This is a genomic window from Xanthomonas sp. BRIP62411 (assembly GCF_003993525.1).
GTDB classification, from domain to species: domain Bacteria; phylum Pseudomonadota; class Gammaproteobacteria; order Xanthomonadales; family Xanthomonadaceae; genus Xanthomonas; species Xanthomonas euroxanthea.
In genome coordinates this window covers 446,340-471,505 of the sequence record NZ_QEZI01000011.1, presented here as the reverse complement: position 1 = coordinate 471,505, position 25,166 = coordinate 446,340, and the positions used below count along the sequence as shown (strand labels likewise).

General features: G+C 65.0%; 22 protein-coding genes and 1 pseudogene. 16 read left to right on the top strand and 7 right to left on the bottom strand.

Annotated elements, in window-relative coordinates; translation table 11 throughout:
- Positions 1-3 precede the first annotated feature (3 nt).
- From EO139_RS10180 to EO139_RS10160, 5 genes are all read left to right on the top strand, one after another.
- Complete coding sequence (locus EO139_RS10180) at positions 4-1,362, top strand: sugar ABC transporter substrate-binding protein (protein WP_126970413.1); 1,359 nt, start codon at positions 4-6, stop codon at positions 1,360-1,362.
- Positions 1,359-2,243, top strand: coding sequence for a sugar ABC transporter permease (locus EO139_RS10175; protein ID WP_104567381.1), 885 nt, complete (start codon positions 1,359-1,361; stop codon positions 2,241-2,243). The genes EO139_RS10180 and EO139_RS10175 overlap by 4 nt, the downstream gene beginning before the upstream one ends.
- Positions 2,240-3,076 (top strand): carbohydrate ABC transporter permease, encoded by an 837-nt coding sequence (locus EO139_RS10170; protein ID WP_126970411.1) that lies wholly within the window; start codon positions 2,240-2,242, stop codon positions 3,074-3,076. The genes EO139_RS10175 and EO139_RS10170 overlap by 4 nt, the downstream gene beginning before the upstream one ends.
- A gap of 26 nt (positions 3,077-3,102) precedes the next feature.
- Positions 3,103-6,240 (top strand): discoidin domain-containing protein, encoded by a 3,138-nt coding sequence (locus EO139_RS10165; protein ID WP_164739803.1) that lies wholly within the window; start codon positions 3,103-3,105, stop codon positions 6,238-6,240.
- A 62-nt stretch (positions 6,241-6,302) separates the two neighbouring features.
- Positions 6,303-7,214: an endonuclease/exonuclease/phosphatase family protein gene (locus tag EO139_RS10160; protein WP_164739811.1), complete on the top strand. Its 912-nt coding sequence runs from the start codon at positions 6,303-6,305 to the stop codon at positions 7,212-7,214.
- Positions 7,215-7,321: 107 nt separating this feature from the next.
- On the opposite strand, the gene EO139_RS10155 is transcribed toward EO139_RS10160, so the two are convergent.
- From EO139_RS10155 to ykgO, 6 genes and pseudogenes are all read right to left on the bottom strand, one after another.
- Positions 7,322-8,542: a TraB/GumN family protein gene (locus tag EO139_RS10155; protein ID WP_206515133.1), complete on the bottom strand. Its 1,221-nt coding sequence runs from the start codon at positions 8,540-8,542 to the stop codon at positions 7,322-7,324.
- A 4-nt stretch (positions 8,543-8,546) separates the two neighbouring features.
- Positions 8,547-8,783 (bottom strand): annotated as a pseudogene (locus EO139_RS10150) (phosphinothricin acetyltransferase); the annotation flags it as partial.
- 40 nt (positions 8,784-8,823) lie between these two features.
- Positions 8,824-9,708, bottom strand: coding sequence for a carbon-nitrogen hydrolase (locus tag EO139_RS10145; protein WP_104582525.1), 885 nt, complete (start codon positions 9,706-9,708; stop codon positions 8,824-8,826).
- A gap of 80 nt (positions 9,709-9,788) precedes the next feature.
- Positions 9,789-10,823, bottom strand: coding sequence for an agmatine deiminase family protein (locus EO139_RS10140; RefSeq protein ID WP_126970403.1), 1,035 nt, complete (start codon positions 10,821-10,823; stop codon positions 9,789-9,791).
- 279 nt (positions 10,824-11,102) lie between these two features.
- Complete coding sequence (locus EO139_RS10135; protein ID WP_104582527.1) at positions 11,103-11,432, bottom strand: hypothetical protein; 330 nt, start codon at positions 11,430-11,432, stop codon at positions 11,103-11,105.
- Between the two features lie 241 nt (positions 11,433-11,673).
- Complete coding sequence (gene ykgO / locus EO139_RS10130) at positions 11,674-11,799, bottom strand: type B 50S ribosomal protein L36 (RefSeq protein WP_005913193.1); 126 nt, start codon at positions 11,797-11,799, stop codon at positions 11,674-11,676.
- 172 nt (positions 11,800-11,971) lie between these two features.
- On the opposite strand from ykgO, the gene cmk reads away from it, so the two are divergent.
- From cmk to galU, 8 genes are all read left to right on the top strand, one after another.
- Positions 11,972-12,655: a (d)CMP kinase gene (gene cmk, locus EO139_RS10125; protein ID WP_104582528.1), complete on the top strand. Its 684-nt coding sequence runs from the start codon at positions 11,972-11,974 to the stop codon at positions 12,653-12,655.
- 183 nt (positions 12,656-12,838) lie between these two features.
- Positions 12,839-14,524, top strand: a complete 1,686-nt coding sequence (gene rpsA / locus EO139_RS10120) for a 30S ribosomal protein S1 (RefSeq protein WP_016903550.1) — start codon at positions 12,839-12,841, stop codon at positions 14,522-14,524.
- 87 nt (positions 14,525-14,611) lie between these two features.
- Complete coding sequence (locus EO139_RS10115) at positions 14,612-14,923, top strand: integration host factor subunit beta (RefSeq protein WP_104582529.1); 312 nt, start codon at positions 14,612-14,614, stop codon at positions 14,921-14,923.
- 66 nt (positions 14,924-14,989) lie between these two features.
- On the top strand, positions 14,990-15,295 hold the full coding sequence (locus EO139_RS10110; protein ID WP_104533506.1) for a LapA family protein: 306 nt from the start codon (positions 14,990-14,992) through the stop codon (positions 15,293-15,295).
- A 6-nt stretch (positions 15,296-15,301) separates the two neighbouring features.
- The gene (gene lapB / locus EO139_RS10105) at positions 15,302-16,480 is read left to right on the top strand and encodes a lipopolysaccharide assembly protein LapB (protein WP_104582530.1); all 1,179 of its coding nucleotides are present in this window, start codon (positions 15,302-15,304) and stop codon (positions 16,478-16,480) included.
- The gene (locus EO139_RS10100; protein ID WP_126970400.1) at positions 16,480-17,457 is read left to right on the top strand and encodes a glycosyltransferase family 4 protein; all 978 of its coding nucleotides are present in this window, start codon (positions 16,480-16,482) and stop codon (positions 17,455-17,457) included. Before lapB ends, EO139_RS10100 begins: the two co-directional genes overlap by 1 nt.
- 13 nt (positions 17,458-17,470) lie before the next feature.
- Entirely contained in the window at positions 17,471-19,378 is a 1,908-nt protein-coding gene (locus EO139_RS10095; RefSeq protein ID WP_164739802.1) for a nucleoside-diphosphate sugar epimerase/dehydratase, read from the top strand.
- Positions 19,378-20,271: a UTP--glucose-1-phosphate uridylyltransferase GalU gene (galU, locus tag EO139_RS10090; protein WP_016903544.1), complete on the top strand. Its 894-nt coding sequence runs from the start codon at positions 19,378-19,380 to the stop codon at positions 20,269-20,271. The genes EO139_RS10095 and galU overlap by 1 nt, the downstream gene beginning before the upstream one ends.
- Positions 20,272-20,635: 364 nt before the next feature.
- Here galU and EO139_RS10085 read toward each other — a convergent pair whose 3' ends face one another.
- On the bottom strand, positions 20,636-20,956 hold the full coding sequence (locus EO139_RS10085) for a DUF1244 domain-containing protein (protein WP_104582532.1): 321 nt from the start codon (positions 20,954-20,956) through the stop codon (positions 20,636-20,638).
- Positions 20,957-21,005: 49 nt separating this feature from the next.
- On the opposite strand from EO139_RS10085, the gene folD reads away from it, so the two are divergent.
- The 3 genes from folD to guaA all read left to right on the top strand — a co-directional run bounded on the left by folD (position 21,006) and on the right by guaA (position 25,136).
- Positions 21,006-21,890 (top strand): bifunctional methylenetetrahydrofolate dehydrogenase/methenyltetrahydrofolate cyclohydrolase FolD, encoded by an 885-nt coding sequence (folD, locus tag EO139_RS10080; RefSeq protein ID WP_126970398.1) that lies wholly within the window; start codon positions 21,006-21,008, stop codon positions 21,888-21,890.
- A 92-nt stretch (positions 21,891-21,982) separates the two neighbouring features.
- The gene (guaB, locus tag EO139_RS10075; protein WP_016903541.1) at positions 21,983-23,440 is read left to right on the top strand and encodes an IMP dehydrogenase; all 1,458 of its coding nucleotides are present in this window, start codon (positions 21,983-21,985) and stop codon (positions 23,438-23,440) included.
- Positions 23,441-23,570: 130 nt separating this feature from the next.
- On the top strand, positions 23,571-25,136 hold the full coding sequence (guaA, locus tag EO139_RS10070) for a glutamine-hydrolyzing GMP synthase (RefSeq protein WP_126970396.1): 1,566 nt from the start codon (positions 23,571-23,573) through the stop codon (positions 25,134-25,136).
- The last annotated feature ends 30 nt before the right edge of the window (positions 25,137-25,166 follow it).

Below are 25,166 nucleotides of genomic sequence, written 5' to 3'. Positions count from 1 at the left end.
TCCGTGCGCCTTTTGAAACTGTTGATACTGTCCGCCACACTCTGTCTGGGTGTGGCCGGATGCGAACGCTCCGATCCAGGCAAGACCACCGTGCGCTTCTGGGCCATGGGCAAGGAGGCCGAAGTGGTCGCCGAGCTGGTGACCGACTTCGAGAAGCAGAACCCGGGCATCCACGTGGATGTGCAGAACATCCCGATGACGGCGGCGCACGAAAAGCTGCTGACCGCCTTTGCCGCAGACGGCTTGCCGGACGTGTGCCAGCTCGGCAACACCTGGCTGCCGGAGTTCGCCCTGCTGGACACGCTGGAACCGATGCAGCCGTACGTGGCGCGTTCCAGGATCGTCGACCCGCAGGATTATTTCCCCGGCGTGTGGGACACCAACCTGGTCGACGGCACCTTGTATGGCGTGCCGTGGTACGTGGACACCCGGCTGCTGTTCTATCGCAAGGACCTGCTGCGCGAGGCCGGCTACAGCCAGATGCCCAAGACCTGGGCCGAGATGGAACAGGTGATGGCGGCGATCAAGCGCAAGGTCGGCCCGGACCGCTACGCCATCCTGATGCCGCTCAACGAGTTCGAGCAGCAGCTGTCGTTCGCACTGCAGCAGGACGACCGCCTGCTGCGTGACCACGACAACTACGGCAACTTCCGCGGCGAAGGCTTCCGCAAGGCGCTGGGCTTCTACGACACCATGTACCAGAAGGGCTGGGCGCCGAAGGTCTCCGAGACCCAGGTCTCCAATGTCTGGTACGAGTTCTTCAACGGCTATTACGCTTTCTACCTGTCCGGCCCGTGGAACGTGCGCGAGTTCAAGCTGCGCCAGCCGCCGGGCATGGAAGGCAAGTGGGGCACCGCGCCGCTGCCGGGCCCCAACGGCCTGGGCGCGGGCATCGCCGGCGGTTCCAGCCTAGTGATCTTCAAATCGTCGCAGCACAAGGACGCCAGCTGGAAGCTGATCGAATACCTGTCGCAGCCGCAGGTGCAGGCGCGCTTCCACGCCATCATCGGCGACCTGCCGCCGCGTCGCAGCACCTGGAAGTTGCCCTCGCTGGCCAACGACGAACTGGCGCATGCCTTCGGCGACCAGCTGGAGCGGGTCAAGGCCACGCCCAAGGTGCTGGAGTGGGAGCGCATCGTGCAGGAAATGCGCCTGGTGACCGAGCGCGTGGTGCGTGGCGGTCAGTCACACGAGGCCGCCGTGCAGGAGCTGGATAAACGCGTGGACGAGATTCTGGCCAAGCGCCGCTGGATTTTCGAACAGGAGGGCGGGCATGTCGGTCCGGCCGGTGAATCAGCAGTGCCTGCGGCGGCACCCGCCGCAGCGCCAGCGCCGGCAGCAGGCAAGGGAGCGGCACGATGATGAAGCGTAATTCCGTCGCCGGCTGGGTGTTCGCCGCCCCGTCGATCCTGGTGCTGGGCATGTTCTTCGGCGTGCCGGTGTTCGCCGCGCTGGTGCTCAGCGTCACCGACTTCGACCTGTATGCATTGGCCGACAGCAGCCACCTGCGCTTCGTCGGCCTGGGCAACTACATCGACCTGCTGCAGACGCCGCTGTTCTGGAAGTCGTTGTGGAACACCACGTACTTCGTGCTGCTCGGCGTGCCGATGTCGATCGGCGTGTCGCTGGGCGCCGCGTTGCTGCTCAACGCCAAGGCCTCGCGCTTCAAGGCCCTGTTCCGTACCGCATTGTTCGCACCGGTGGTGACCACGCTGGTGGCGGTGGCGGTGATCTGGCGCTATCTGTTCCACATCAAGTACGGCCTGGTGAACTTCGGCCTGAGCCATCTGGGCATCGCCCCGATCGACTGGCTGGGCGATCCGCGCTGGGCGATGCCGACCATCATGCTGTTCGCGGTGTGGAAGAACTTCGGCTACAACATGGTGATCTTCCTGGCCGGCCTGCAGGCGATCCCGCAGGACCTCTACGAGGCCGCGCGCATCGATGGCGCCTCGCGCTGGAAGCAGTTCCTGCATATCACCCTGCCGATGCTCGGCCCGGTGCTGATGGTGGTCGGGGTGATCACCATTTCCGGCTATTTCCAGCTGTTCGCCGAGCCCTATGTGATGACCCGCGGCGACCCATTGCAGAGCACCGTGAGCGTGCTGTACTTCATGTTCGAGGAAGGCTTCAAGTGGTGGAACCTCGGCCGCGCGTCGGCGGTGGCGTTCCTGCTGTTCCTGATCATTCTGGCGGTGACCACCGTGATGCTGCGCTTTGGCCGCAAGAGGGATTTGATATGAGTCGTGATGTCGGCCAATCGCGCTGGAATGCCGTGCTGATCAACGGTGGCCTGCTGGTGCTGGCGCTGGTCAGCCTGGCGCCGCTGCTGTGGATGCTATCGGTGTCGTTCATGCCCACCGGCGAGGCCAGCCGCTTCCCGCCGCCGATGCTGCCCTCGGCGTTCACCACCGCCAACTACCACGAGCTGTTCGCGCGCACCGGCATGGCGCGCAACTTCGCCAACAGCCTGATGGTGTCCGGGCTGATCACGCTCGGCTCGCTGCTGATCAACACCATGGCCGGCTATGCGTTCGCCAAGCTGCAGTTCGTCGGCCGCGAGCGCATCTTCAAGATCCTGATGGCCGCGCTGGTGATCCCTGCGCAGGTGGCGATGCTGCCGCTGTTCCTGTTGATGAAGCAGCTGCATCTGGTCAACACCATCGGCGGGGTGGTGGTGCCGGCATTGGCGACGGTGTTCGGCATCTTCCTGGTGCGCCAGTACGCGCGCAGCATTCCCGACGAGCTGATCGAAGCCGCCCGCATCGACGGTGCCAGCGAGATGCGGATCTTCTTCCAGATCGTGCTGCCGATGCTCAAGCCGGTGCTGGTCACCTTGACCATCTTCACCTTCATGGGCTCGTGGAACGACTTCATGTGGCCGCTGATCGTGCTGACCGACCAGGAGCAGTACACCTTGCCGGTGGCATTGGCGGCGCTGTCGCGCGAGCACATCATGGACGTGGAGCTGATGATGGCCGGCGCGGTGGTGACGGTGATTCCGGTGCTGCTATTGTTCGTGGCGCTGCAGCGTTACTACATCCAAGGTCTTCTGCTGGGGAGTGTGAAGGGGTGAAACCAGTGTTCCTGCGACTGTTTGCCATGACCGCTGTTGCGACGTTTGCGGGCACGGCGCAGGCGCAGGAGCGCGTGCTCGACGGCTTCAACGACATCGGCGCCTGGCGCCTGGTGGTGTCCAACCAGGTCAGCGGTTCGCTGCGGCCGGTAGCCACCAGTTCCGGCGGCCACGCCCTGTGCCTTGACTACAACTTCAATGGCGTGTCCGGCTATGTCGGCATCCGCCGCAACCTGCCGATCACCTATCCGGACAATTACCGCATCGGCTTTTCGCTGCGCGGTGATTCGCCGTCCAACGACCTGCAGGTCAAGCTGATCGATGCCAGCGGCGACAACGTGTGGTGGGTCAACCGGCCCGGCTTCAACTTCCCGAAGAACTGGACCACCGTCGGCTATCGCAAGCGCAACATCGAAAAGGCCTGGGGCCCGGGCCAGGACAAGCAACTGCGCAGCAGCGCAGATGTCGAGTTCACCATCTACAACAAGGTCGGCGGCAAGGGCACGGTGTGCTTCGACCGTCTGACGCTCACGCCGCTGCCGCCGGAAGACACCTCGCCGTTGAAGGCCGAGGCCATCACCGACACCGCGCCCGCGCTGGAACAACGCCTGGCCGACGGCAAGCCGGAGACCTTCTGGCTCAGTGGCGCGGTCAAGCAGCAGACCGTCACGCTGGATCTGGGCAAGGTGCGCGAATTCGGTGGCGCGGTGGTGCAGTGGGTTCCTGGCCTGCAGGCCTCGCAATACGTGGTGCGCGCGTCCAGCGACGGGCGCGGCTGGCGCGATCTGCGCACCGTCACCGCCGGTGCCGGCGGCACCGACTGGCTGGCCTTGCCCGATACCGAGGCACGTTACCTGCGCTTCGATCTCAAGGACGGCCCCAACTGGCGCTACGGCATCAAGGAAGTCCAGCTGCAGCCGCTGGCCTTCGCCGCCACACCGAACGAATTCATCAAATCGCTGGCCGCGCAGGCGCCGCGCGGCAGCTATCCACGCGGTTTCTCCGGCGAGCAGCCGTACTGGACCGTCCTGGGCCTGGATGGTGGTACCGAGCAGGGCCTGATCGGCGAGGATGGCGCGGTGGAAGTGGGCAAGGGCGGCTTCAGTATCGAGCCGTTCGTGGTCACCGGCGGCAAGCTGCTGCATTGGTCCGACGTCAGCAGCGAGCAGAGCCTGCAGGACGACTACCTGCCGATTCCCAGCGTCGACTGGCATCACGACCTGATGAACCTGCGCGTCACCGCATTCGTGCAGGGCACGCCCGATCAGGCGCAACTGGTCGCGCGCTATCAGCTGCACAACACCGGCAAGGACGCGCGTGAGTTCACCCTGGCCTTGGCGGTGCGTCCGTTCCAGGTCAATCCGCCGACCCAGTTCCTCAACACCCTGGGCGGTGTCAGCCGGATCGACCAGCTGGCGGTCCAGGGCGCACAGGTCAGCGTCAACGGCAAGCCGCGCGTATTCGCCGCGCAACCTCCCGATGCCGGCTTTGCCAGTGCCTTCGACAGTGGCATGGACGTCAGCCATCTCACCGCCGTCACGCCGCCGGCGATCACCCAGGTCAAGGACGAGACCGGCCTGGCCTCGGGCGTGCTGCTGTATCGCTGGAAGCTGGAGCCTGGTCAACGGCGCGAGGTGGCGCTGGTGATTCCGCAGACCGGCACCGCGCAGCTGCCGGCCGGCTTCGATGCCGACAAGGCACAACAGCAGGTGGCGCAGCAGTGGCGCAGCAAGCTCGATCGCGTGCGCATCAGCGTGCCGGCCGAAGGCAAGCCGGTGATCGACACCTTGCGCACCGCGCTGGCGCATATGCTGATCTCGCGCATCGGCCCGCGTCTGCAGCCGGGGACGCGTTCCTACTCGCGCAGCTGGATCCGCGACGGCGCGATGATTTCCGAAGGCCTGCTGCGACTCGGCCGCGAGGACGTGGTGCGCGAATACGTCGACTGGTTCGCGCCATACCAGTTCGCCGACGGCATGGTGCCGTGCTGCGTGGACGACCGCGGCAGCGATCCGGTGCCGGAGAACGACAGCCACGGCGAGCTGATCTTCAACATCGCCGAGTATTACCGCTACACGGGCGACAAGGCATTCCTGGAAAGGATGTGGCCGCACGTGACCGGTGCGTACGACTACATGGAAACGCTGCGTGCCAGCGAGCGCACCGAAGACAACTTCATGCGCAACCCGGCCTTCTACGGAATGATGCCGGTGTCGATCAGCCACGAAGGCTATTCGGCCAAGCCGGTGCATTCGTACTGGGACAACTTCTGGGCGCTGCGCGGCTACAAGGATGCGGTGATGCTGGCCGGCGCGCTCGACAAGCCCGACGAGGTCGCCCGCTTCAGCACTGCACGCGACGAATTCAGTGGCGACCTGATCGCCTCGCTGGGTGCGACGGTGCGCCAGCACTCCCTGGATTTCCTGCCCGGCTCGGCCGAGCTGGGCGACTTCGATGCGACCTCGACCACCATCGCACTGGCACCGGGGGGCGAGCAGCAACGCCTGCCGCAGGACCTGTTGAGCAATACCTTCGAGCGCTACTGGAAGGAGTTTTCCGACCGCCGCGACGGCAAGCGCGAATGGAAGGACTACACACCCTACGAATGGCGCAACGTGGCCGCATTCGTGCGCCTGGGCTGGCGCGAACGCGCCTGGGATGCCACCGCGTTCTTCTTCAAGGACCGCGCGCCGCAACCATGGAACCAGTGGGCCGAGGTGGTCTCGCGTACGCCGCGTACGCCGTTCTTCGTCGGCGACCTGCCGCATGCCTGGGTCGCCTCGGATTTCGTGCGCTCGGTGCTGGACATGTTCGCCTACGGGCGCGAATCCGACGCCAGCCTGGTCATCGCTGCCGGCACGCCGACGCGCTGGTTCGAGGGCAAGGGCATCGGCATCGCCGAATTGCGCACCCCGTATGGGCGCCTCAATTACACCTTGCAGCGCACCGACAAACAGCTGGTGCTGCAACTGCAGCCGGGGCTGATCCTGCCGCCGGGCGGGGTGGTGTTGCCATGGCCGTACCAGGGCACGCCGGGCAAGGCCAGCATCAATGGCGAATCGGCCGAGTGGCAGAACGGCGAATTGCGGATTCAACAGTTGCCGGCCAACGTGCAGATCGATGTGCCCAGCGCGGTGCGGCGGGCCGAGCGCGCCACGCAATGACTGACGCACCCCGACCGGCCTGGGCAGCGCCGGCGCGGCGGCGTGCCGGATGGCCGGTCGTGTTGGCGGCGCTGCTGCCGTGCTCTGTTGCCGTACAAGCCACGCAGGCGACCCGGGCCGTGCAGGCCGCGCAACCTGTGCAGGTCGACAGGCCTGATCGCGCAGAACCTGCATCCCGGGCAGTGCCATCGACCAGCGCAGTGCAGCGCGAGATGACCCTGGTCACGCTCAACCTGCATCACGACCGCGAAGACTGGCCGGCGCGTCGTGCCCATATCGCCAAGGAACTCAGGCAACTGGCGCCAGACGTGATCGCGCTGCAGGAAGTGATCGAACGCCGCGGCAGCGTGCAGAACCAGGCCGCCTGGCTGGCGCGCAAGCTGGGGTACGCCTACAGCTTTGTCTCTGTCGACCCGGTCGATGCGCCCAAGCGCTACGGCAACGCATTGCTGAGCCGGCGCAAGGTGCTGGCCCGGCATCAGCGCCTGCTTCAGCCGCTGGACGATTACCGCGTTGTCGCGCATCTGCAGGTCGACATCGACGGCCAGCCGATCAACGTCTACGTCACCCATCTCAACGAGCGTGCCGATGCACGCGGCACGGCCACGCGCACGCGCCAGGTCGCGGACCTGCTGGATTTCATTTCCTCCACCAGCGATCAGGCACCGGTCGTGATTGCCGGCGACTTCAACACCGCCGCCGATGCCCTGGATCTGGAGGCGCTACGCAAGGGTTATGGCGACAGCTACGGCAGCGTGCATCGCAACAGCGACGCCACCGTGAGCACCTTGAACCTGCATGTCTTCGACAAGCCGGCGCGTATCGACCACGTGTTCTTCCAGCAGAAGCGCCTGCTCGCCCGCGAAGCGCGCATCCTGTTCGACACGCCGTATGCCGAGGGGCGCTGGGCCTCGGACCACTACGGCGTCTGGGTACGCCTGCAGCTGGCGCCCGATCAGCCAGCTACTCCGTAACTCGACCACACGTAGGAGCGCACCTGGGCGCGACGGCATTACCGATAACGCCCGTCGCGCCCAGGTGCGCTCCTACGCGAAGCAACGGATCTGCGGCGCCCTCACATTCACCCGTGCAGGCGATTGAAGATCTGCACACCGGCCAGCCATACGCCGGCCATGCTGCCGACGTTGGTCAGCAGGAACGTCAGCACCACGCGCGAGACGCGGTTGCGGTACCAGCCACGCAAGGTCTGCGCATCGTCGCGTAGCGACAGGAAATCGCCATAGGCCGGTTTGCGCATGTGCACCTCGACCAGCGCGGCAAACGCGCCGGTCGGCACGCTCAGGCGGAACGGCTTGAACGGCGCCACGACCGCCGCGGTAAGGATGCTCAGCGGGTGGCTGCCGGCCAGCAGACAGCCCAGCGCGGCCAGGCCGCCGGTATACATCGCCCATTGCAACAACAGGTCCGCGCCCATGCTCAGGCCGCCGCGCCAGAACCCGATGCCGATGCCGGTGATGATGATCGCCAGAATGCCCAGCGTGATCCACGGAATGCGCTTGCGCTGCTGCACGTACTCCAGCGACTCGCGCAATGGGCCGGGCGCGGCGGTGTCCTGTTCCAGGTGGCGCGCAAGACCGGCCAGGTGTCCTGCGCCGACCACCGCCAGTATCTCGCGCTGGTCCGTCCTGGCTTCCTCGCGCAGGCGCGTGGCCATGTACTGGTCGCGCTCGGCAATCACGGTTTCGTACAGCTCCGGGCTTTCGCTGGCGAAATCGCCGAAGCTCGCCTCCAGCATGTCGCCTTGCTTGAGCTTCTCGATTTCCTCTTCGCCCACCTCGTCGGCCGCGAACAGCCCACCGAGCAGGCCACCGGCCAGTTTCATCTTGCCGAAGAATCCCAGCCGCCCGGACGCGCGCTTGAAGGTCAGGCCGACCTCGCGATCGATCAGGTGCACCGGCAGACCTTGCGCGCGCGCCAGGTTCACCGCTTCCTTCAACTCCGCGCCCGGCTCGATGCCGAGCTGCTTGGCCAGACGGCGCTGGTAGGCGGCCAGGGCGAGATTCGCCGCAAACAAGGCCACCCGGCCCTTGCGAATCACCTGCACCAGGTCCAGCCGGGCGAGGGCATCCGGGTCGCTGAGCGCCTGCAGGCGCTGTGCGTCCAGTTCCACTGCCACCGCGTCATAGCGGCCGCTGCCGATCGCCCGCTGCACCGCAGCCACGCTGGCGAGTGACACGTGCGCGGTGCCGAGCAAGGTATAGCGCACGCCATCGCGTTCGACGATGCGATGCGGCTGGCCGGACAGCGCATCGTCCAGAACGTGGGTGGTCTGCTCAGTCATGGGGTCATTCATCAGAAGGAGGGGCGGTGTCGCCGGAGCCGGGCGTGCCTTGCAACTGCACGCCGTCCAGCCGGCGACCATGCGTGCGGCCGTTACCGGTGAACATTCCGACCGTGCGAAAACCAAAACGTTCATGCAGCCGTCGCGATGCCAGGGTGTCGGCATCGCCGATCACCGCAATCATCGGTCGACCGCTGCGTTGTTTGCCGCGTGCGATCAGCGCGCCAAGCACGGCTTTGCCGCGGACAGCGCCAGCCTCGCGCAACTCGACTGGCATGCGGTCAGTCGATGTAGCGCTTGAGCAGATCGCCATACGCATCGATGCGGCGATCGCGCAGGAACGGCCAGATGCGGCGCACGTGTTCGCTGCGCTGCAGATCGACGTCGCACACCAGCACGGTCGGGTCCTGGCCGGCTTCGGCGATGAATTCGCCCTGCGGCCCCAGCACATGGCTGTTGCCCCAGAACTGGATGCCGGACGCGCCCAGCGGCGAGGGCTCATGGCCGACGCGGTTGCACGACAGCACCGGCACCCCGTTGGCGACCGCATGGCCGCGATGGCTGAGCACCCAGGCATCGCGCTGGCGCTCCTGCTCGGGTTGCTGGTCGTCCGGATCCCAGCCGATCGCGGTGGGGTAGAGCAGCAGTTCCGCACCGGCCAGCGCCATCAGGCGCGCGGCCTCGGGGTACCACTGGTCCCAGCACACCAGCACGCCCAGCCGGCCGACCGAGGTATCGATCGGCGCAAAGCCCAGATCGCCCGGGGTGAAGTAGAACTTCTCATAGAAGCCCGGATCGTCCGGGATATGCATCTTGCGGTACTTGCCGAGCAGGCGGCCGTCCTTTTCGAACACCACCGCGGTGTTGTGATACAGCCCGGCCGCGCGGCGCTCGAACAACGAAGCCACCAGCACCACGCCATGCTGCCTGGCCAGCGCGCCCAGACGCTCGGTGCTGGGGCCGGGGATCGGCTCGGCCAGGTCGAATTCGTCCACCGACTCGTGCTGGCAGAAATACGCACCGTTGTGCAGTTCCTGCAGTAGCACCAGCTTGGCGCCCTGCGCGGCGGCTTCGGCCACGCGCGATTCGATGATGGCCAGATTGGCCTCGGCGTCGCCGTGGTTGCGCTCCTGGATCAGCGCGACGGGAAGGAGATGACGGGTCATGGCGATTGGTCCAGCGAAGTGGCGCACTAAGGTAGCGCGCGATGGCGTAACACCGGCCTGCCGGCCGGAACAGGAATGGATCAGCCCGCCAGCAAACCGGCGGGCAGCTGCATGGTCAGGCAGTGCAGGCTGCCGTTCTGCCAGATCAACGGGCGGCACGGCACCGGCACGATGGTGTGCTGCGGAAACGCTTCGGCCAGCACCGCCTGCGCGCTCGCATCGGCCTTGTCGCCGTAGGCGGGCATCAGCACCGCCCCGTTGACGATCAGGAAATTGGCGTACGAGGCGGCCAGGCGCCGGCCCTGATCCAGGATCGGCTCGGCCCATGGCAACACGAACAGGCGATACGGCTGCCCATCGGCGGTGCGCAACGCCGCCAGTTCTGCACCCATCGCCTGCAGTTCGGTGTAGTGCGAATCGGTAGGCACATCGCAGCCCTGGTAGACGATCGCATCCGGGCCGGCAAAGCGCGCCAGCGTGTCGATATGCGCGTCGGTGTCGTCGCCTTCCAGGTAGCCGTGATCCAGCCACAGCACGCGGTCCTGCGCCAGCCACGCGGCAAGGTCGGCACTCAGCGAATCGCGCGTGCGCTGCGGATGCCGCTCGTGCAGGCACGTCCAGGTGGTCAGCAGTGTGCCGGCACCATCGGTCTCGATCGCGCCGCCTTCCAGCGCGAAGTCGATCGTCTGCACCTGCGAGGGCACGAACACCTGCGCCGCATCCAGCGAAGTGACCAGCTGATCGTCCAGGCTGGCCTCGAACTTGCCGCCCCAGCCGGTGAAACGGAAATCCATCAGGCGGAAGCCGCCATCCTGGCGCAGCGTGATCGGGCCGGAATCGCGCAGCCAGGTGTCGTTGTAGGCCGCAATCACGAAACGCAGCCGCGCCATGTCCACCCGCGCCGAGCGCAGCCGCGCTTCCGCATAGATCTGCAGATCGTCATCGGCCACGCACACGATCACCGGCTCGAAGCGGGAAATCGCCGTGACCAGCGCGATATAGGTCTCTTCCACCTCGGCAAGGCGCTCGGCCCAATCGGTGCCCGCATGCGGCCAGGCAATCAACACGGCGGATTGAGGTTCCCACTCGGCGGGAAAGCGGACGCTATCGGTCATACCTGAAAATTACCCATCAATGCCCAGGCAAGCCCGGGCTGTTAATTCAAATCCCCGCACAGGGATGTGCGGGCGCTTGCGAGGGACTCGCCTCAAATCGGCGCGTGCGAGTAACTCGCATCAGGGACTCGCACAGCATCGACGCTCGCGATCTGCCTGCATCCGGGGTGTGCTGCACGACATCGCCGTTGCATGAAGCGCGCAGTGATCGTATCCCGCCCATCATTGGATCAGACCAGCGTTGCAGCCACCATCCGATGGCGCTCGAACGCCACCCGATCACCTGATCGGTGGCTTTGGTCCAATCTCGTTGGCATCGGCCTGATTGGCCACCACGTCGATCACCCGGCTCTTTTCGAAGTACACGGTGAAGGCCGGATACACCCAGCGGTGGATCGTCGGCCACTGGCGCTTCTGGCCGCCGCGCGGTTCCAGCTTTTCCTGCGGCGCACCGTAACGGCCTTCGACCTGGCTCATGCTGTCGCCACGCAGGGGCAGGGCAGCGGCAGGCTTTTGCTGTACCCGGTCCACCAGCAGCGTATCGGCCGACGCGACGGCGCTGATCCCCATCAGTGCGATCAGCGGCAGGACAAACAAACGGTTGCGCATGTCATCTACTCCCCAGTGGACAAGATTCGGATGGGATTACAGCAAAAACTCAGGACGGGCGTGCCTGCAGGGCGGTGTTACCCAACGCCGCGCCGAATGTCGGTCAGGTTGAATGCCGCGCCAAGCCCGCCATACCCCCGACACACTCCAGCCTGCATGTAGCCATCGCCGGCGTGAAGCATCGGCCAAGAAAAAACCGCCCGGAGGCGGCTTTCTCGGGTCTTGCACGCGCGGCGAAGGCTTAGCGCTGACGCGCCTTGAAACGCGGGTTCGACTTGCAGATCACGAAGACCTTGCCGCGGCGGCGGACCACCTTGCAGTCGCGGTGACGGGTCTTCGCAGACTTCAGGGAGGACAGGACTTTCATGGCACACCTCGGCGTAAACGGTTGGATTCGATGGAAGAGTGCCCGCAATCGAGGGTGCACCCGGAATTAAGCCGGCAATTCTAACCGGCTTTTCGTCGTGCTTTCAAGTGGTTGCATCGCAATCGCTGCGAGCGGCGCTACACTACCGGCTGATGACCTTCCGGAAACCTGAATGACCGACCTTTCGCCCGTCCTTACCATCGATGGTCCCTCCGGCGCCGGCAAGGGCACCGTGAGCCGGATCGTGGCCGCCCGGCTGGGCTGGCATTACCTCGATTCGGGCGCACTGTATCGCGCCGTGGGCGTGGCGGCGAGCTGGGCCGATCTGGACGTCTCCGACCCGGCCGCGCTGGTGCGCTGCACCTTCGATACCAAGGTGGAGTTCGACGACGCGGGCGAGGCGGGGCTGCGGGTACTGGTCAACGGTGCCGATGCCACTGGCGAGCTGCGCCTGGAAACCACCGGGGCGCTGGCTTCGGCAATTGCCGCCATTCCCGAGGTGCGCAGCGCGCTGAAAGAGCGCCAGCGCGCATTCAGGCGCGCGCCCGGCCTGGTCGCAGACGGGCGCGACATGGGCACGGTGATCTTCCCCGATGCCGCCTTCAAGGTGTTTCTGACCGCTAGTGCCGAAGAACGTGCGGGCCGTCGCCATAAACAGTTGATGGAAAAGGGTGTTTCGGTTATCTTTGACGACCTGCTGCGCGAGATCATGGCTCGAGATGCCCGTGATGCGCAGCGGGTGGTGGCGCCATTGCGGCCGGCCGAAGACGCCGTGCTGATCGATACCAGCGGAATAGGGATCGAGGATGTCGTCCAGCGTGTGGTCGGGGTGTTAGCCGCCCGCACGTCGTCGTAAGCGTTCCGCAAGCGGGCATGTCCCGCCGACCGTAAGGCGTTCCAAGGCTCCGTCGCACATCCCGTGTGGCGGTTCTATGACTACTTAACCGACTCGCTGTCCGGAGTCGACCAACAGGCTGGGCGCTTGGCATCTGTCGCATTCGACGATCAACGCCCGTGTGTTCAACTGAGTAAAATTCAAATGACAGAATCTTTTGCTGAACTGTTCGAAGCCAGTCAAGCCAATCTGGCGAAGCTGAAGCCGGGCTCGATCGTCACCGGTACCGTCGTGGAAGTGCGCGGCGACGTGGTGGTGATCAACGCTGGCCTGAAGTCCGAAGGCATCGTGCCGATCGAGCAGTTCCGTAATGACGCTGGCGAGATCGATGTCGGCGTAGGCGACCAGGTCAAGGTTGCCCTCGATTCCATCGAGAACGGCTTCGGTGAGACCGTGCTGTCGCGCGAGAAGGCCAAGCGCGCAATGGTGTGGGACGAGCTGGAAGAGGCGTTGGAAAAGAACGAAACCATCACCGGCCGCATCAGCGGCAAGGTCAAGGGTGGTTTCACCGTGGACATCAAGGATGTCCGCGCGTTCCTGCCTGGTTCGCTGGTGGATGTGCGCCCGGTGCGCGACCCGGCCTACCTGGAAGGCAAGGAACTCGAGTTCAAGCTGATCAAGCTGGACCGCAAGCGCAACAACGTCGTGGTTTCGCGTCGCGCCGTGGTCGAGAGCGAGCACTCGGAAGAGCGCGAGCAGCTGATGGACAAGCTGCAGGAAGGCGCGATCCTGAAGGGTGTCGTCAAGAACCTGACCGATTACGGCGCGTTCGTGGACCTGGGCGGTATCGACGGCCTGCTGCACATCACCGACATGGCCTGGAAGCGCGTGCGCCATCCTTCCGAAGTCGTCAACGTCGGCGACGAGCTGGACGTGCGCGTGCTGAAGTTCGATCGCGAGCGTAACCGCGTCAGCCTCGGCCTGAAGCAGCTGGGCGAAGATCCGTGGGACAACATCGCCCGTCGTTACCCGGCCAACAGCCGCGTGTTCGGCAAGGTCTCCAACGTCACCGATTACGGCGCATTTGTCGAGATCGAGCCTGGCGTCGAAGGTCTGGTGCACGTCTCCGAGATGGATTGGACCAACAAGAACGTCAACCCGTCCAAGGTTGTGCAGGTTGGTGACGAAGTCGAAGTGATGGTGCTGGATGTCGACGAGGAGCGTCGCCGCATCTCGCTGGGCATGAAGCAGGTTGCCGCCAATCCGTGGGAAACCTTTGCTGCCACCCACAAGAAGAACGACAAGGTGTCCGGCCAGATCAAGTCGATCACCGACTTCGGCATCTTCATCGGTCTGGACGGCGGCATCGACGGCCTGGTCCACCTGTCCGACATCAGCTGGAACACCACCGGCGAAGACGTCGTGCGCAACTACAAGAAGGGCGACACGCTGGAAGCCGTCGTGCTGGCAGTCGATCCGGAACGTGAGCGCATCAGCCTGGGCGTCAAGCAGCTGGAGCAGGATCCGTTCGGCCAATACATGGCGTCCAACCCGAAGGGTTCGAAGGTCGAAGGCGTGGTGCGTGAAGTGGATGCCAAGGGCGCCACGATCGACCTGGCCGATGGCATCGAAGGCTACGTCGCTGCACGCGACATCGCCAACGAGCGCGTGGACGATGCGACCCAGCACCTGAAGGTCGGCGACAAGATCGAAGCCAAGTTCGTGGGAATGGACCGCAAGGGCCGCACCCTGCAGCTGTCGATCAAGGCCAAGGACGATGCCGAAATGCGCGAAACGCTGGAGGAATACCAGTCCTCCGCTGCGTCGGGCGGCATGACTCAGCTGGGCGCGCTGCTGCGTGCACAGTTGAACAGCAACAAGTCCGAGTAAGCGCGTAGCGCTCGCAAGAGCGTGATGGATCGGCCCGGGCTTGCCCGGGCCGATTCCGATGTGTCAGTCGAAAAAGCAAGTCTTCCCATGACCAAGTCCGAATTGATTGAAATCCTGGCGCGACGTCAAGCGCATCTGAAGGCGGACGACGTGGATCTGGCAGTCAAATCGCTGCTGGAAATGATGGGGCAGGCGCTCTCCGATGGTGATCGGATCGAAATCCGCGGGTTCGGCAGCTTCTCGTTGCACTACCGCCCGCCACGTCTGGGCCGTAATCCGAAGACCGGTGAGTCGGTCGCGTTGCCGGGCAAGCATGTTCCGCACTTCAAGCCTGGCAAGGAATTGCGTGAGCGTGTCAGCTCCGTGGTCCCGGTCGATCTGCTTGATGCGACCGACTGACGCTCGTTCTGCCGCTGCGTTTATGTCGGCTCGGTTAAGCTAAGCCTCTTTCGACGGAGTCCGGCCATGAAGGTGTTTCGTTTGCTGGTGATGTTGGCCTTCCTGCTGGTCGGTCTGATCATCGGCGCGGTCAATTCCCAGGACGTCACTCTCGACTTCCTTTTCTCCAGTGTGCATACGACCTCCGGGATCGCGATCATCGTCGCGCTGCTGGTCGGTGTGTTGATCGGTGCCGGCATGGTGCTGGTCAGTGTGGTGATTCCCCTCTATTCCAAACTGCGCCAGGCCAACAAGGCCGTTGCAGTCAGTCGCACCGATGCCAGGCCGATTGCGCCTGCCGCAGTCGAGCCGCGCCCCTTTGATGGACTGTAAGCGCGTATGGACTTTCTGACCGAGTGGATCTGGTTCTTCCTGTTCGTGCCGTTGGCAGCGTTGGGGGGCTGGGTCGTTGGCCGCCGCGGTGGCCAACGTCATGGCGATACCCAGGTCAGTCGCTTGTCCAGCACCTATTTTCGCGGGCTGAACTATCTGCTCAACGAGCAGCCGGACAAGGCGATCGAGCTGTTTCTGCATATCGCCGAACTGGACAAGGAAACCTTCGAGACCCAGGTCGCGTTGGGACACTTGTTCCGCCGTCGCGGCGAGGTCGATCGCGCGATCCGGCTGCACCAGGGCCTAGTGCAACGCGCCGACCTGACCGACCAACAGCGCGTGCAGGCCTTGCTGGCGCTGGGCGAGGACTACATGAAGTCCGGTCTGCTGGATCGTGCCGAGACCGTATTCACCGAGCTGGCGCAACTGGATCAGCGTGCGCCGCAGGCGTTGCGTCATCTGATCGGCATCTATCAGGCCGAGCGTGATTGGGAAAAGGCGATCGACAACGCCACCCGTTACGAGGAAGTCACCGGCGAGCCGATGGGCAAGCTGATTTCGCAATTCGAGTGCGAGCTTGCCGATCGCTACCGCGGCTTGAGCAAGCCCGACGAAGCGCTGCAGGCGGTCGCGCGCGCCTACCAGGCCGATGGCACCTCGGTGCGTGCGGGCATTCTGGAAGGACGCATCGAAGCCGAGCGCGGACACGACGAAGCGGCCGTCCGTGCGTTCGAACGTGCGGCGCGGCACGATCCGGAATACCTGCCTGAAATCATCCCTGCGTTGATGGCGGCCTATCGCCGGGTGGGTGATATCGCAGGTGCGCGTAATTTCCTGTCGGAGATGACCGAGCACTATCGCGGCATCGCGCCGGTGCTGGCGTTGACGCAGCTGATGGAAGCGCAGGATGGCGTGGCGCCGGCGCTGGCCTACCTGGGGCGTCAGCTCAAGGATCGGCCATCGGTCCGCGGCGAATCGGCATTGATCGACCTGACCCTGGCCGAAGGCAGCGACCCGGTCGGCACCTTGCAGGATCTCAAGCACATCACCGACCAGTTGCTGGTGCGCAATCCGAGCTACCGCTGTACCCGCTGTGGTTTCGGTGCCAAGACGCACCACTGGCAATGCCCGAGCTGCAAGGAATGGGGCACGGTCAAGCCGCTGTTGAACTACGCGGTGGTCTGATGCCGCAGGCCTGGCTGTGGTGGTGTCTGTTGCACCTGACGGTCGCGGCACTGGGGACCTGGGTGTTGCGGCGCTATGCGTTGCATCGGCGCCTGCTCGATCATCCGGGCGAACGCCGCAGCCATGTGGTCGCCACACCACGGGGCGGCGGCATGGCAATCGTGGCGGCGATGCTGGCGGGGTGCGTGGCGGCAGGCGTGTTCTGGCCGGCGGCAGGTCTTGTCATCAGCTGGTTCGCCGCAGGTCTGGTGCTGGTGGCCGGGGTCGGTTGGTGGGACGACCATCGTCCGCTCTCGGCCAGGTTGCGTTTTGCGATTCATCTGCTGGCATCGGTCCTGCTGGGCTGGCTGGTCAGCCATCACACCGGCAAGCTGTGGGATGGCGTGCTCACCGCGATGGCGTCGGTGGTGTTGATCAACGTCTGGAATTTCATGGACGGCATCAACGGCCTGGCCAGCAGCCAGGCGGCGCTGGCTGCCCTGGCGTTCGCCACGGTCGTGCCGGGCGCCTGGGCGTGGGCCGGTCTTGCCGTCGCCGCATCCTGCCTGGGATTCTTGCCGTTCAATTTTCCACGAGCGCGCATCTTTCTGGGCGACGGCGGCAGTGGTGCCTTGGGCTATGTGCTGGCGGCGTTGCTAGCGCTGGCAGTGGCGAGCGGGCAGGTGAGCTGGTGGATCAGCTGGCTGCCGCTGACCGCATTTCTTGTAGACGCCGGCTTCACGCTGCTGTCTCGCATGCTCGACGGACAACGCTGGTGGGAGCCGCACGCCCAACATCTCTATCAGCGGCTGGCGCGCAGGCTTGAGGCACACGTTCCGGTAACCGGGATTTATTTCGCTTTCAGCGTCGCTGCCGTCTGCTTGTATGTGTTACTTCGTCATGATGCAAATTGGCTGCAAGTGTCCGGAGCCCTGGCATGGGGCCTGGGTGCCACCGCAATCTGGTTCTTTCTGCGCGATGGAGTGCGCAATTCGTGAGTAATGGACTCTTATGATTTCCTGGCGTGATCGTTTGACCAAGGCCCTGCCGCAAGCAGCGGTGGTGCTGCACGACCTGTTGATGGTGTGGGTATGCTGGCAGCTGCTGCACGCCGGCCGCTACTCGATGCTGCGCGACGCCCCCGATCTGCCGTTATGGGATTGGCGCACCGGCGTCGTCCTGGTCGCGCAAGGCCTGGTGTTCTGGAAGATGGGCCTGTATCGCGGGCTGTGGCGGTTCGCGTCGGTGCCGGACCTGTGGAACATCTTCAAGTCGAGCTTCCTCGGCCTGGTCGCGATCGTGCTGGCGCTGTCCTATGACCGCCTGGACGGGGTGCCGCTGTCGGTGCTGGTCGTCTACCCGTTTGCCCTGTCGGCACTGCTGGGCACGCCACGGTTGCTGTATCGCGCCTGGAAGGATTACCAGATTGCACACTCCGGCGACGCCGCGCAGCGCGTATTGATCCTGGGCGCAGGTCGCGCTGCCGAGGGTCTTGTCCGCGATCTGCGCCGCACCGGTGCATTTGTGCCGGTCGGGTATCTGGACGATGCCAACAACCTGCATGGCGCCAAGATCCAGGGTCTCAACGTGCTGGGCAGCCTGGATCAGGCGGCAGCCATCGCCAAGGAGACGGCTGCCAAGCTGCTGGTCATTGCGATTCCGTCGCTGGATGCCTCCGGCATGCAGCGCGTGGTGGCCATCTGCGAAAGCACCGGGCTGCCGTTCCGCATGGTGCCCAAGTTGATCAACGTGCTGGAAGGGCGCTCCTTGCCTGGCGAGTTGAAGGAGGTCGCGATCGAGGACCTGCTCAATCGCAAGCCGGTCACCCCGGACTGGCGCCTGATACGCGACTGGTTGACCAACAAGACGGTGATGGTGACCGGCGCGGGTGGCTCGATCGGTTCGGAAGTCTGCCGCCAGTGCGCCCGTCATGGCGCACGCCGCATCGTGCTGCTGGAGATCGACGAGCTGGCATTGCTGACCGTCGATTCGGACCTGCGCCGCTTGTTCCCCGATATCGAAGTGGTGCGCGTGCTGGGCGACTGCGGCGACCCGGCGGTGGTCGCGCATGCCTTGAACACCGCACCGCCGGATGCGGTGTTCCATGCCGCCGCCTACAAGCAGGTGCCGTTGCTGGAAGAGCAACTGCGCGAGGCGGTACGCAACAACGTGCTGGCCACCGAAAACGTGGCGCGCGCCTGCCAGCGTGCACGCATCGAGACCTTCGTCTTCATCTCCACCGACAAGGCGGTCGAGCCGGTCAACGTGCTGGGCGCGAGCAAGCGCTACGCCGAGATGATCTGCCAGAGTCTCGACGCGCGCGATGCGCCGACGCGCTTCATCACCGTGCGCTTCGGCAACGTGCTGGATTCGGCTGGCAGCGTGGTGCCGTTGTTCCGCGAACAGATCCGCCAGGGCGGCCCGGTCACGGTGACGCACCCGGATGTGACACGTTACTTCATGACCATTCCGGAAGCCTGCCAGCTCGTGGTGCAGGCCGCCGCCTCTGCCTCGCACGGGGCGATCTATACACTGGACATGGGCGAGCCGGTGCCGATTCGCCTGCTCGCCGAGCAGATGATCCGTCTCGCCGGCAAGCAGCCCGGCAAGGACGTGGCGATCCTCTATACCGGCTTGCGTCCAGGCGAGAAGCTGCACGAAACCCTGTTCTATTCCGACGAAGACTATCGCCCCACCGCGCATCCCAAGATTCTGGAGGCCGGCGTGCGCGAGTTCTCGCACGAGCAGGTGTTGCAGCTGGTGACACGCCTGCGTGAGGCGGTTAACCGCTATGACATCAAGGCGATGGAGACTGTGCTGGGCAGCCTGATGCCGGATTTTGCGGCGGCTCGACGGAAAGTCGACGCGCGATCTGATACGGTCGTTCCATTCCCCGCACGTGAGGTCAGAAGACTTTAATGAGCAAGCGTATTCGCAAGGCCGTATTCCCCGTCGCAGGTCTTGGGACCCGCTTTCTTCCGGCAACCAAAACGGTTCCGAAGGAAATGCTGCCAATCATCGACAAACCGCTGATCCAGTACGCCGTCGACGAAGCCATCCAGGCTGGTTGCGACACGCTGATCTTCGTGACCAATCGCTACAAGCACTCCATCGCCGACTACTTCGACAAGGCCTACGAGCTGGAGCAGAAGCTCGAGCGTGCCGGCAAGCTCGAGCAGCTGGAGCTGGTGCGGCATGCCCTGCCGGAAGGCGTGCGCGCCATTTTCGTGACGCAGGCCGAAGCGCTTGGCCTGGGCCATGCCGTGCTGTGTGCCAAGGCCGTCGTCGGCGATGAGCCGTTCGCGGTGTTGCTGCCGGACGACCTGATCTGGAACCGCGGCGCCGGCGCACTGACCCAGATGGCCGATGTGGCCGAGGCCTCCGGTGGCAGCGTCATTGCCGTCGAGGATGTGCCGCACGACAAGACCGCCAGCTACGGCATCGTGGCCACCGATGCGTTCGATGGCCGCAAGGGCCGCATCAACGCCATCGTCGAAAAGCCCAAGCCGGAAGTGGCACCGAGCAATCTGGCCGTGGTCGGCCGCTATGTGCTCAACCCGAAGATCTTCGAGCTGCTCGAGGAGACCGGCGCCGGCGCTGGCGGCGAAATCCAGTTGACCGATGCGATTGCCGGGCTGCTGCAACAGGAAACCGTTGATGCCTACCGCTTCGAAGGCCGCCGTTTCGATTGCGGCGCGCATATCGGCCTGATCGAAGCCACCGTGCATTTCGCGCTCGAGCACGAGAAGCATGGCGGGCCGGCCAAGGAAATCCTGCGCACCGCATTGGCCGAGGCCGACGCGCGCGGCTGATTGCCTGGCCATCGCCTGCATCCACGAACGACGCCATCTGGCGTCGTTCGTCGTTTGGGCCCTTGCTGGCCAGAACGCCGTGCCGTTGGTGATCGACACGGCGGGCCAACGTGCTGGTGCGCGCCTGCGGCCGTGAGCACGCAGTGCAGTTGGTCGCCGCCGGAGTGGATTGCCAGGGTCGCGAACCTTCGCGTCGGCGCTGGCGTCCCGGCAGGCGGCGCTGGTCGAGCTGGGCGTGGACGAGGCCGCCGCCATTGCCCGCGAGATCCAGCGTCGCGATGCAGTTGTCGTAGCCGGTCGAGAACGCCTCGGGGAATTGAGCGACCGGCGCCGAGGTGCCGGCCTGGGGGACAGCCCGATTGACTCAGCCGTGCCGGCGTTGAGCGGCCGCGAAGGCGTCCAGCTGCTCGGGCGTGGCGTCTTTCTGATGCCGCTGCTTCCAGTCGGCAAACGGCATGCCGTACACCGCTTCGCGCGCCTGCTCCTTGCTCATCGGCTGGCCCTGCGCTTCGGCAGCTTCGCGGTACCAGTCACCCAGGCAGTTGCGGCAGAAGCCGGCCAGGATCATCAGGTCGATGTTCTGCACATCCGGGCGCTGCTGATTGAGATGCTGCAACAGACGGCGAAATGCGGCCGCTTCGATGGACGTGGTGGTGGAATCGGGTGTCGAGGTGGTGTCGGTCATGGCGGAATCGGGGACAATAGACGGCCTTCGACTCTACACCTGACGCCCCATGACCGTTTCCGCGCCAGCTGCCTCTGCTCCGGCCCGCCTTCTCGATGGTCGCCGCATCGCCGAGGAACTGCTCGACGGGTTGAAGCTGCGCGTGGATGCGCGCCTGGCCGCCGGCAAGACGCGCCCCGGGCTGGCGGTGGTACTGGTCGGTGGCGATCCGGCCTCGTCGGTATATGTGCGCAACAAGCGGCGTGCCGCGGAAAAGGTTGGTATCGAGGCCTTCGACTACGACTTGCCGCAAGGCACCAGCGAGGCCGAGCTGGCGCGGCTGATCGACCAGCTCAATGCCGATCCCAAGATCCACGGCATCCTGATCCAGCTGCCATTGCCCGGCATCCCCGATGCCAACCGCCTGATCCAGCGTATCGATCCGCGCAAGGACGTCGATGGGTTCCATCCGCAGAATGTCGGGCATCTGGCGCTGCGCGAATTCGGCCTGCGTCCGTGCACGCCGCGCGGCATCGTGACCTTGCTGGCGCACACCGACCAGCCGGTGCGCGGCCGCAATGCGACCATCGTGGGCGTGAGCAATCACGTCGGCCGGCCGATGGGGCTGGAACTGCTGATCGCCGGTTGCACGGTCACCAGCTGCCACAAGTTCACCCCGCCCGCGGTGCTGGAAGCCAGCGTGCGCAATGCCGATATCCTGGTGGTGGCGGTGGGGCGACCGGGCCTGATTCCCGGCGAATGGGTCAAGCCGGGCGCGGTGGTGATCGATGTCGGCATCAATCGACTGGATGATGGCCGCCTGGTCGGCGATGTGGGGTTCGAGGCGGCCGTGCAACGTGCGGCCTGGATCACGCCGGTGCCGGGCGGGGTGGGGCCGATGACGGTCGCCACCTTGATGCAGAACACGCTGGAAGCGGCCGACGCGGCTGGCTGAGGCGCGCGCGTAACGCTGCATTGCAGTCGCGTTGTGTCTTCGTGAAGGCTTTCAGGGTAAAATGCCGCGCTTCCCCAAACTCGGGTCCGCCGATGCTCCGCATCCAGGCTGAAGCTCTCACCTACGACGACGTTTCCCTCGTCCCCGCCCATTCGATCGTCCTGCCCAAGGACGTCAGCCTGGAAACCCGGCTGACGCGCGATCTGCGCCTGAAACTGCCGATTCTCTCGGCCGCGATGGACACAGTGACCGAACACCGCCTGGCGGTGGCCATGGCCCAGCTGGGCGGCATCGGCATCATCCACAAGAACCTGACTCCTGCGCAGCAGGCCGGCGAAGTCGCCCGGGTCAAGAAGTTCGAATCCGGCGTGATCACCGAGCCGTTCACGGTGAGCCCGGACACGACCATCGGCGAAGTGCTCAAGCTGACCCGCGCGCGCAACATCTCCGGCGTGCCGGTGGTGGATGGCAGCGAACTGGTCGGCATCGTCACCAGCCGCGACATGCGCTTCGAGAAGAAGCTCGACGATCCGGTCCGCCACATCATGACCAAGAAGGATCGCCTGATCACCGTGCGCGAAGGCGCCAGTGACGAGGAAGTGCTGGAGCTGCTGCACCGCAACCGCATCGAAAAGATCCTGGTGGTCAACGACAGCTTCGAGCTGCGCGGCCTGATCACGGTCAAGGACATCCAGAAGAAGACCGACAACCCCAACGCCGCCAAGGACGGGTCCACGCGCCTGCTGGTCGGCGCGGCGGTCGGCGTGGGCGGCGATACCGAGCAGCGCATCGAACTGCTGGCTGCGGCGGGCGTGGACGTGGTCATCGTCGATACCGCGCACGGCCATTCGCAGGGCGTCATTGATCGCGTGGCCTGGGTCAAGAAGGCGTATCCGCAGCTGCAGGTGATCGGCGGCAACATCGTCACCGGCGATGCCGCGCTGGCGCTGATGGACGCCGGTGCCGACGCGGTCAAGGTCGGCGTGGGTCCGGGCTCGATCTGCACCACGCGCGTGGTCGCCGGTGTCGGCGTGCCGCAGATCACCGCGGTGGACATGGTTGCCGAGGCGCTGCAGGACCGCATTCCGTTGATCGCCGATGGCGGCATCCGCTATTCCGGCGACATCGGCAAGGCACTGGTTGCCGGCGCCTCCACGGTGATGGTCGGCGGCCTGTTCGCCGGCACCGAGGAGGCCCCGGGCGAGGTCGAGCTGTTCCAGGGCCGCAGCTACAAGAGCTACCGCGGCATGGGCAGCCTGGGCGCGATGGAGAAGGGGTCCAAGGACCGCTATTTCCAGGATTCCAGCGATGCCGACAAGCTGGTGCCGGAAGGCATCGAAGGGCGCGTGCCGTATCGCGGCCCGGTCGGCGGCATCGTCCATCAGTTGATCGGCGGCCTGCGCGCCACGATGGGCTACGTGGGTTGCGCGACCATCGAGGAAATGCGCACCAAGCCGAAGTTCGTCACCATCACCGGTGCCGGCCAGCGCGAGAGCCATGTCCACGACGTGCAGATCACCAAGGAACCGCCGAATTACCGGATGGGCTGATGCCCATCCGCGGGATTGGAGATTCGGGATTGGGGATTCGTAACAGCCCGCCGCATCTCCTTCGGCAGGGTGCACCGCTGCCATTCCGCTGTTGCAAATCCCCAATCCCGAATTCCCAATCCGGCTCTCAATGACCAACATCCATAGCGACAAGATCCTCATCCTCGATTTCGGCGCGCAGTACACCCAGCTGATTGCGCGGCGCATCCGCGAGATCGGGGTGTATTGCGAGATCTGGGCCTGGGATCACGACCCGTCGGAGATTGCCGGTTTCGGTGCCAAGGGCATCATCCTGTCCGGTGGTCCCGAGTCGACTACCTTGCCGGGTGCGCCGGTCGCGCCACAGGAAGTGTTTGACAGCGGCCTGCCGGTGTTCGGCATCTGCTACGGCATGCAGACGCTGGCGGCGCAGCTGGGCGGTGCTACGGAAGCGGCCGATCAACGCGAATTCGGCCATGCCGAAGTCGATGTGGTGGCGGCCGATGCCTTGTTCGCAGGCTTGACCGACCATGCCGGCGCGTCGCGACTGAATGTATGGATGAGCCACGGCGATCACGTGTCGCAGGTGCCGCCGGGCTTCACCGTTACCGCAGTGACCGACCGCATTCCGGTGGCGGCGATGTCCAACGAGGACAAGCGCTGGTACGGCGTGCAGTTCCACCCGGAAGTGACGCACACGCTGCAGGGCCAGACCTTGCTGCGCCGCTTCGTGGTCGATGTCTGCGGCTGCCAGACGCTGTGGACGGCGGCCAACATCATCGACGACCAGATCGCGCGCGTGCGCGAGCAGGTGGGCGATGACGAAGTGATCCTTGGCCTGTCCGGCGGCGTCGATTCGTCGGTGGTGGCCGCGCTGTTGCACAAGGCGATCGGCGACAAGCTGACCTGCGTGTTCGTCGATACCGGCCTGCTGCGTTGGCAGGAGGGCGACCAGGTGATGGCGATGTTCGCCGAGCACATGGGCGTGAAGGTGATCCGCGTCAACGCGGCCGACCGCTATTTCGCCAAGCTCGAAGGCGTCAGCGACCCGGAGGCCAAGCGCAAGATCATCGGCAACCTGTTCGTGGAGATCTTCGACGAGGAATCCAACAAGCTGGCCAACGCCAAGTGGCTGGCGCAGGGCACGATCTATCCGGACGTGATCGAGTCGGCCGGCAGCAAGACCGGCAAGGCGCACGTGATCAAGAGCCACCACAACGTCGGTGGCCTGCCCGAGCACATGAAGCTTGGCCTGGTCGAACCGCTGCGCGAGCTGTTCAAGGACGAAGTGCGCCGCCTCGGTGTCGAACTCGGCCTGCCGCGTACGATGGTGTACCGCCATCCGTTCCCGGGCCCGGGCCTGGGCGTGCGCATCCTGGGCGAAGTGAAGCGCGAATACGCCGAACTGCTGGCCAAGGCCGATGCGATCTTCATCGAAGAGCTGCGCAAGGCCGATCTGTACGACACCACCAGCCAGGCGTTCGCGGTGTTCCTGCCGGTCAAGTCGGTTGGCGTGGTCGGCGACGCACGCGCCTACGAATGGGTGATCGCGCTGCGCGCGGTGGAGACCATCGACTTCATGACCGCGCACTGGGCGCACCTGCCGTATGACTTCCTCGGCACGGTCAGCAACCGCATCATCAACGAACTGCGCGGCGTCTCGCGCGTGGTCTACGACATCTCCGGCAAGCCGCCGGCGACGATCGAGTGGGAGTGAGTTGAACGACAAAGGCGCCGTGAGGCGCCT

What these genes read in the sequence shown, in the direction of transcription:
- EO139_RS10100 (WP_126970400.1), top strand. Translation starts at nt 16,480, where the DNA reads ATGCCGCAGGCCTGGCTGTGGTGGTGTCTGTTGCACCTGACGGTCGCG.
- EO139_RS10145 (WP_104582525.1), bottom strand. Translation starts at nt 9,708, where the DNA reads ATGACCCGTCATCTCCTTCCCGTCGCGCTGATCCAGGAGCGCAACCAC.
- EO139_RS10165 (WP_164739803.1), top strand. Translation starts at nt 3,103, where the DNA reads ATGACCGCTGTTGCGACGTTTGCGGGCACGGCGCAGGCGCAGGAGCGC.
- EO139_RS10085 (WP_104582532.1), bottom strand. Translation starts at nt 20,956, where the DNA reads ATGACCGACACCACCTCGACACCCGATTCCACCACCACGTCCATCGAA.
- galU (WP_016903544.1), top strand. Translation starts at nt 19,378, where the DNA reads ATGAGCAAGCGTATTCGCAAGGCCGTATTCCCCGTCGCAGGTCTTGGG.
- EO139_RS10095 (WP_164739802.1), top strand. Translation starts at nt 17,471, where the DNA reads ATGATTTCCTGGCGTGATCGTTTGACCAAGGCCCTGCCGCAAGCAGCG.
- cmk (WP_104582528.1), top strand. Translation starts at nt 11,972, where the DNA reads ATGACCGACCTTTCGCCCGTCCTTACCATCGATGGTCCCTCCGGCGCC.
- ykgO (WP_005913193.1), bottom strand. Translation starts at nt 11,799, where the DNA reads ATGAAAGTCCTGTCCTCCCTGAAGTCTGCGAAGACCCGTCACCGCGAC.
- guaA (WP_126970396.1), top strand. Translation starts at nt 23,571, where the DNA reads ATGACCAACATCCATAGCGACAAGATCCTCATCCTCGATTTCGGCGCG.
- EO139_RS10135 (WP_104582527.1), bottom strand. Translation starts at nt 11,432, where the DNA reads ATGCGCAACCGTTTGTTTGTCCTGCCGCTGATCGCACTGATGGGGATC.
- folD (WP_126970398.1), top strand. Translation starts at nt 21,006, where the DNA reads ATGACCGTTTCCGCGCCAGCTGCCTCTGCTCCGGCCCGCCTTCTCGAT.
- rpsA (WP_016903550.1), top strand. Translation starts at nt 12,839, where the DNA reads ATGACAGAATCTTTTGCTGAACTGTTCGAAGCCAGTCAAGCCAATCTG.
- EO139_RS10170 (WP_126970411.1), top strand. Translation starts at nt 2,240, where the DNA reads ATGAGTCGTGATGTCGGCCAATCGCGCTGGAATGCCGTGCTGATCAAC.
- EO139_RS10175 (WP_104567381.1), top strand. Translation starts at nt 1,359, where the DNA reads ATGATGAAGCGTAATTCCGTCGCCGGCTGGGTGTTCGCCGCCCCGTCG.
- EO139_RS10110 (WP_104533506.1), top strand. Translation starts at nt 14,990, where the DNA reads ATGAAGGTGTTTCGTTTGCTGGTGATGTTGGCCTTCCTGCTGGTCGGT.
- EO139_RS10115 (WP_104582529.1), top strand. Translation starts at nt 14,612, where the DNA reads ATGACCAAGTCCGAATTGATTGAAATCCTGGCGCGACGTCAAGCGCAT.
- EO139_RS10140 (WP_126970403.1), bottom strand. Translation starts at nt 10,823, where the DNA reads ATGACCGATAGCGTCCGCTTTCCCGCCGAGTGGGAACCTCAATCCGCC.
- guaB (WP_016903541.1), top strand. Translation starts at nt 21,983, where the DNA reads ATGCTCCGCATCCAGGCTGAAGCTCTCACCTACGACGACGTTTCCCTC.
- lapB (WP_104582530.1), top strand. Translation starts at nt 15,302, where the DNA reads ATGGACTTTCTGACCGAGTGGATCTGGTTCTTCCTGTTCGTGCCGTTG.
- EO139_RS10155 (WP_206515133.1), bottom strand. Translation starts at nt 8,542, where the DNA reads ATGACTGAGCAGACCACCCACGTTCTGGACGATGCGCTGTCCGGCCAG.